9 protein-coding genes are annotated in these 6,156 nt (G+C 74.1%); 5 read left to right on the top strand and 4 right to left on the bottom strand.

Features of this window, described 5'->3' with window-relative positions; translation table 11 throughout:
- Positions 1-139: 139 nt before the first annotated feature.
- Complete coding sequence (locus ABZ497_RS36275) at positions 140-268, bottom strand: hypothetical protein (RefSeq protein WP_359812280.1); 129 nt, start codon at positions 266-268, stop codon at positions 140-142.
- 59 nt (positions 269-327) lie between these two features.
- Positions 328-603 carry a hypothetical protein gene (locus ABZ497_RS36280; RefSeq protein WP_359812283.1) on the bottom strand — a complete coding sequence of 92 codons (276 nt, stop codon included), beginning with the start codon at positions 601-603 and terminating at the stop codon, positions 328-330.
- Positions 604-679: 76 nt separating this feature from the next.
- Between ABZ497_RS36280 and ABZ497_RS36285 the strand changes: the two genes are divergently transcribed.
- Positions 680-967, top strand: a complete 288-nt coding sequence (locus ABZ497_RS36285) for a hypothetical protein (protein WP_359812285.1) — start codon at positions 680-682, stop codon at positions 965-967.
- 347 nt (positions 968-1,314) lie between these two features.
- Here ABZ497_RS36285 and ABZ497_RS36290 read toward each other — a convergent pair whose 3' ends face one another.
- A complete protein-coding gene (locus ABZ497_RS36290) occupies positions 1,315-1,542 on the bottom strand; it encodes a hypothetical protein (protein WP_359812288.1) in 228 nt (75 codons plus the stop codon).
- Between the two features lie 1,012 nt (positions 1,543-2,554).
- Here ABZ497_RS36290 and ABZ497_RS36295 point away from each other — a divergent pair.
- The 3 genes from ABZ497_RS36295 to ABZ497_RS36305 all read left to right on the top strand — a co-directional run bounded on the left by ABZ497_RS36295 (position 2,555) and on the right by ABZ497_RS36305 (position 4,128).
- Positions 2,555-2,857, top strand: a complete 303-nt coding sequence (locus ABZ497_RS36295; protein WP_359812291.1) for a hypothetical protein — start codon at positions 2,555-2,557, stop codon at positions 2,855-2,857.
- 469 nt (positions 2,858-3,326) lie between these two features.
- Entirely contained in the window at positions 3,327-3,491 is a 165-nt protein-coding gene (locus tag ABZ497_RS36300) for a hypothetical protein (RefSeq protein WP_359812292.1), read from the top strand.
- 202 nt (positions 3,492-3,693) lie between these two features.
- On the top strand, positions 3,694-4,128 hold the full coding sequence (locus tag ABZ497_RS36305; RefSeq protein WP_359812294.1) for a hypothetical protein: 435 nt from the start codon (positions 3,694-3,696) through the stop codon (positions 4,126-4,128).
- A gap of 114 nt (positions 4,129-4,242) precedes the next feature.
- On the opposite strand, the gene ABZ497_RS36310 is transcribed toward ABZ497_RS36305, so the two are convergent.
- Positions 4,243-5,454: an ROK family transcriptional regulator gene (locus ABZ497_RS36310; RefSeq protein ID WP_359812297.1), complete on the bottom strand. Its 1,212-nt coding sequence runs from the start codon at positions 5,452-5,454 to the stop codon at positions 4,243-4,245.
- A gap of 265 nt (positions 5,455-5,719) precedes the next feature.
- Here ABZ497_RS36310 and ABZ497_RS36315 point away from each other — a divergent pair.
- A partial coding sequence (locus ABZ497_RS36315) for an extracellular solute-binding protein (protein WP_359812299.1) occupies positions 5,720-6,156 on the top strand: 437 nt, incomplete at its 3' end.

The raw sequence follows: 6,156 nt of genomic DNA on the forward strand, positions 1-6,156 counted from the left end.
CGCGGTTGCGCCCCGGGTGGCCGAAGAACTCCAGCATGGCCCGGTTGAGGTCCTTCATGCCGGTGTTGCCGGTCAGACCGACCCGGCAGACCGGAGCCCGCCCTCCCGGGTGGGCGCAGACCGCCCCACCCGTTTGCGGCTACTCCCAGCCGCGCAGCAGCTCCCACAGGGCCAGGAGCTTCGGTGCGAGGATCCGGCTGGCCGTCCGGCTGACGGTGCTGACGAGCGAGGCGCCGGTGGTGCTCCGCGGGTCCAGCCAGGCCGGCACGGTCCTGGTTTCTCGTGGGCGCCCGGCAGGGCCGGCCGCAACGGTGCGGGCCCGCCGGCCTACCGCGGCCGTTCGACGGGGCAGACCTCGGCCAGCAGGTCCAGCAGGTACGCCGCGACCTGCTCCGCACTCCCGGCCCGCACCCATGTGTAGAGGGCGGTGCGGCTCTGGGCGTCGAAGCGTTGCAGGACGTACCCGTCGACCAGGCCGCCGGCGCCCTCGCGCTCGCGGGCCAGCACCTGCTGGGCCCGCTCGGCCTCTTCGGCCAGGACCAGGGCCTCGATGTCCTCGCTATCCGGGCAGTTCCGGAACTGCTGCACCCACTGCGTCTGCACGCGGACCATTTTGGCCCCTCACCCCCGCCCGGATCAGCCGATTCGCCACGCCGGGCCGGGCCTTGTCGTTGTCGAGGTGGATGTTGGCGACCGTGAGGCGGCTGATGGTGGCGATCTGCTGGGCGTAGAGGACCAGCAGCAGGCCGGCGACTCCGCCCTGCCCGAGCCGCCGGTGCTGCGCTTCGTCCAGGAGCAGGAGACCCGGCGCCCGGGCGAGAGCGGGCTCTTCCGCCGGCGGCACCTGGTCTTCACCGCCCACCTGCCCGACTGGCTCCACCACACGGTCGCCGCCGCCGAGCAGGACGACCCCGGCCGGGCATCGGTGGAGTGGATCCCGCTGCCGCGCGGTGGCCAGAACCACTGATCCATCGCCCCGCCATCCAGCAGGGCCCCGTCACGGCCCCGGCGCCGCGCGGTTGGGCCGGCCCTGTCCGGGCGGCCACCGCGGGGGAGCGGTTCCCCCGGGGAGAAACCCGGCATGTCGCCTGGCTAGCATTCCGATCATGAGTTTCTCCCCCGGGGGTTAATGCCGCGTCCGCGCCGGTCGAGCCGGTGCTGTTCGGCGGGCCGACGTGCTCGGTGTGCGACGCGGAGCTGTCGTGGGGAGGCAAGGGCCGCCGGCCGAAGTACTGCTCGAAGGCCTGCTCCTCGAAAGCGGACCGCGCGAGGGAGAAGGGGAAGCAGACCAAGGCTCTCGTGGTGGCCGCCGTTTCACCCCGGGGTGAAACCGGGCTCCCCGAAGGACTGGCCGACGCCCCGCTGGCGGCCGAGCTCCTCACCCTCGGCGAGCAGCTGATCCGGCACGACCGACTGCTGCTGCTCCAGCTGGCCCGCGCGGCCCGCGACGACGACCCCGCCCTTGCGCGCCAAGCCGCCGACGACGCCCTGCACTCCGCCGACGACGCCCTGCACTCCGCCTACGCCGTCATGCTGCGCCACCGCGAGTTGGTCGAGCAGCTGCTCGCCGCGCACCCGAGCCAGGACCGGGCGGCGGGACGACCCGACCGCGGGCCCGCCGAAACGCCCCGGGGAGAGAGCGGCACCGCTCCCGGCCCCGCCCCGGTGGCCGCCGCGGCGGTGCCGGCCGCCGTGCCCGCCGCCCGGCCCGAAGCCACTCTCCCGGCCCCGGCCGCCCGGCCCGACGGCGAATCACCCCGAGGCGAAACGACCACCGGACAGCGCGCCGCCCGCCCCGCCGAGCCGGCCCCGCCACACGCCGTTGCCCCCCGGGGCGAAACAGCGCCCCCCACCGAGCCGACCGCGACCGCGCCCGCAACGCCCCGGGGAGAAAACCCGGCCACCACCAACAGGCCTATGCCCGCCGCGTCCGCCGCGTCCGCCCCGCCCGGCCCCGCCCGGCCCCGCCCGGCCCCGCCCGGCCCCGGTCCGGCCCCGCCCGGCCCCGGTCCGGCCCCGCCCGGCCCCGGTCCGGCCCCGGCCCCGGCCTCCACGGTCCCCCACCCGGACGACACCGGCCTGCAGCCCGACGCGGTGCTGCGCGTCACCTCGGATCCGGTGCGCCGCTTCGGCCCGCCGGACCGCACGGACGACCTCGCCCTCTCCTACGGCCCGGGCCACCTGGGCCTGGTCGGCGCCGGAGGCCAGCGGCGTTCACCGGCTCCACCACCACGGTGTCCGGGTCGGCTGGGCGGCGCTGCTCGGCGACGGGCCGTGGGGCCCGGGCGGCTGGATCGCGGCGTCGCACCTCGCCGACGGCCGGACGGAGCCGCTGATCGGCGACCTCGGCCGGCCCCGCACCCGCCACGACCAGCGTGCGGCCCTCGACACCCTCCGGAGCGCCCGCCTGGTGCCGCCGGCCGCCGCCGCGCGGACACCGGACACGGACCGCCCGGCTCCCCGGACGGACGGCTGGATCGGCCCGCGCACGGCCGAGCCCGCCACCGGGACGGTGACGGTGCCCCGCGAACCGCTGCGGCGCGGCCTACCCCCCATGGACGTCCACATCCCCCTCGACCCCGCGGTCTTCGGCTACGCCTGGGTGCTCTCCGGCTGGACGGTGCAGCCGGACGTCCTGGTGGTCCTCGGCGAGGGCTACCCGGTCGGGTGGGTCGAGCGCGGTCTGGACGGCGGCGACGGCTGGGTCGCGGTCTATGAGGACCACTTCCTCGGCGACCCCGAAACCCAGCGGGCCGCTCTCCACGACACCCCGGCGCTGGCCGCCGGAGCATCCTTCAGGCCCACGTCCACAACCTCTGACCACGGCCGCCGGACCGTGCCGTCCGGATCCACGTGAAGAGGGCCTCACCGGCAACCACAGCCCGAAGGTCTCCAGCACCGGCCCGGCCCTGGACGCCTCCCACACCAGCACCGGCGCGCCGCAGAGCGCCTGAGCCCGCACGGCGGGGCGGGTCCGACAAGTCGGTGCGCGACGCGCTCGGCGACCTCAAGCGGGCCGGCCGGGTGCGGGAAGAGTTCCGCCTCCCGGCGGGCGCAAGCTGTGGTGCCTGACCGCGGCCGGGCGCCGCGACGCCGAAGCACCCGTCCCGACGGGGACGAAGCTCGCCGCGCTGCGCCCGGACCGGGACGGGCGGGCCGCCGCGTACTCCGAGCACGCCCTAAACGTCGCGGCCACCGCCGGCCTGCTCGCCAAGGCCGGGATCGGACACCTCGGCGCCTACGCCACCGAGGCCGAGTACAAGCGGCCCGGCCGCCGCTCCCTCTTCGCCGGCCTGGTCCTGCGCGACCCGGGCGCGGACGGCCCCATGCTCCTGGTCGAGGTCGACCGCGACAGCGACAGCGAGGGCAACGGCACCCTGGTCGACAAGCTCACCGCCTACCGCGCCTGGTGCCGGCTGCCGGCCCGCTACACCGCGAAGAAGGTCCCCACCAAGGATCAGCAACACAGAGTGATCGATCCATTTGCGTAAGTTAATTACGTAATAGTATTCCGATAATGGTTGACCTGTGGGGATGACCGTACCTAGCCTGAGGAGACAGCTCGACCGCAACGGAACGTGAGGGAATCGGCAGGTGGTGGACGGACGGGATCCGGCTGCCGAAGCCGGTGGTCCGCACGGCGGCGAGGCCCGAGCATGGGGCCGTGTGATTTCCGGCGACAAGGAGCAGGCCATGACGACTTCACTTCCGAGGCCGCCGAAAGCGGTGGGCGCGGTGTACCTGCGGTGCTACCCGTTCGACCAGTGGGAAATGGCCGACCACCGGGCCGCCGTGAGCTCGTACGCCGAAGGGCTCGGGTTCTGTGGCCCGCACGTCTTCCTCGACAACGGTTGCCCGTCGGTCGGCGAGCTGCCCCGACTGGCGCAGCTCATCACCCTGGCGGAGTTCGGCCACTGCCAGACGGTGTTCGTTCCGGGGCTCTGGGTGTTCTCACTGGACGACGCGGCGGCGGCCGCGACGGTGAAGCGACTGCAGAAGGCGGGCTGCCGGGTCGTGGAGATGCCGAGCCCGCGCGCGGCGACGACGGGGCGGCCGGGGCGCGGACCCCGGGCCAGGGGTCCGGGAACGGTGGAGTGGGTCCGCGCCCCGGCGGTGGTCCGAGGGTGATCGGCCATGGTGAGACGGACTCCCACCGACGCTCGCAGGCCACCGCCCTACGTGGCGCGGCGCCCTGTGAGCGTCGGTGCGCGACCCGGGGCCGACAGTCCGGCCACCTTTCGTTCAGCGCCCCCCGGCCTGCCCGGCAGGGGGCTGGAAGGCGTCCCGATTGAGCGGACGAGCGGTGCCGCCCACGGCGGAAGCGGAAGCGGACGGGGGCGGGTTCGCCGGACTGCCGTGCAGACCGAAGAGCTGGGCGTTCAGATGGTCGAGTGCCAGGCGGGCGGCGCCGAGTGCGACCGCCTCGACGCCCAGCGCCGACGAGTCGACCCGCGGCGGGTCCAGGCAGAGGCTCTCAAGATGGCCGCGGATGGGGCCGACGGCCGCCTCGCCCGCCTGCGAGAGGCCGCCGCCGATGACCACCAGGTCGGGATTGACCGTGAGGACCATGGCCGCGATGCCCTGTGCGAGGGTGCGGGCGAAGCGGTCCACGTGCTCGGCGGCGACGGCGTCGCCGGCCTGGGCGTCGGCGAAGATGCGGGCGGGGTCCTCGGCCTCCCGGACATCGCTCATGGCGGCGCCCTCCCAGCCGAGGACGGCGAGTGCGCCGATCTCACCGGCGGCGCCCCCGCGCCCGCGGTGGAGCCGGCCGCCGAGCATCATGCCCACGCCCGTGCGATGACCGGCGATCAACTGGATGAAGTCGTCCGCGTGCTGCGCCGCGCCGAGCCAGTGCTCGGCCAGGGCGGCCAGGTTGGCGTCGTTCTCGGCGTAGGCCGGGCAGTCGAACCAGGCGCCCGCGACGCCGGCGAGGTCGAGGCCGTTCCATTCGGGGAGCGGTGTGGAAAGGCGCACCCTGCCCTGGGCGTCGATGATCCCCGGCACGCCGAGGCAGAGCGCCCGCAGTCGGGCGTCCGGGTGAGCGGCGAGGAAGCGCTGTGTGCCTGTTCGGACGGCCTCCAACCGGGTCGCTCCGCCGTGGCTGGGGGCGATCTCGGTGTGCCGGGAGGCGACGACGGTGCCGTCGAGGTCCGTGAGGGTCATCCGAAGCCCTCCGACGCCGATGTCGACGCCCAGGACGTGGGCCGCCTCCGCGCGGAAGCGGTAGCGGCGGGCGGGCCTGCCGATGCTCCGCTCCGGTGCGACCTCCTCGATCCAGCCGCTGCCGCCGAGCTCGTCTATCACGACGTCCACCGTCTGGCGGGACAGGGCGGCGGCGCGGCCGATCTGGGTGAGGGTCATCGGTTCGGCGCTGCGCAGAACGCGCAGGACGGCCTCGGTGTTCAGGCGGCGCAGCAGCGCCGGATCGCCACCGGTGAGAGCTGGGCTGTTCACAGGACCTCCCCTTTGCCGGCCGCCTCCTGCGACCTTGTACGGCAGCTTACGCCATCTAGTTACGTAACAGTACGACATAAGTATATTGACCTTCGCACCCTTTCGCTCCTAGCATCCTGCTCAGTTTCGAAATGCCTCGACATATCGATCTGTAGTTTCCGTCCCGTCCGCAGGGCCCAGTCCCTGTCGTGAGGAGCCCCAGATGTCCGTAAGACCCCTCCGCCGCTCTTCCCGCCCGGTCGCCATGTGCGCTCTCCTGGTAGCGGTGTCCACCGGCCTCGCCGCCTGCGGCGGCCTCACCCCGGGCGGCTCGGCCGGGGCCCCGGCCTCCTCCGGCCCCGTCTCCACGGAGCTGCCCACCGGCAGTGCCACCCTGACGATCGTGAGCTCCGAGAACTCCGGCACCACCAAGGCCCTCGCCGAGGCCTTCCACACCAAGCACCCGAACATCACGGTCGACTTCCAGTACACGGGCGTCGACGACTACGACAAGAGCCTCAACCTCAAGCTCTCCTCCGGCAGCGCCCCGGACCTCGCCCTGCTCAACAAGCTCGGCACCACCGTCAGGGCCGGCCTGGTCCGCAGCCTCGACCCGTACGCCCAGGCCTACGGTTGGGACGCCAAGTACCCGTCGGCCGAACTCGACCAGTGGCGGGCCGCCGACGACGGCAGGCAGCTGGGTACCGGCCATCTGTGGGCAGC

Origin of the sequence: Kitasatospora sp. NPDC005751, from assembly GCF_040630835.1 — a bacterium.
In the GTDB taxonomy this organism is placed as follows: Bacteria; Actinomycetota; Actinomycetes; order Streptomycetales; family Streptomycetaceae; genus Kitasatospora.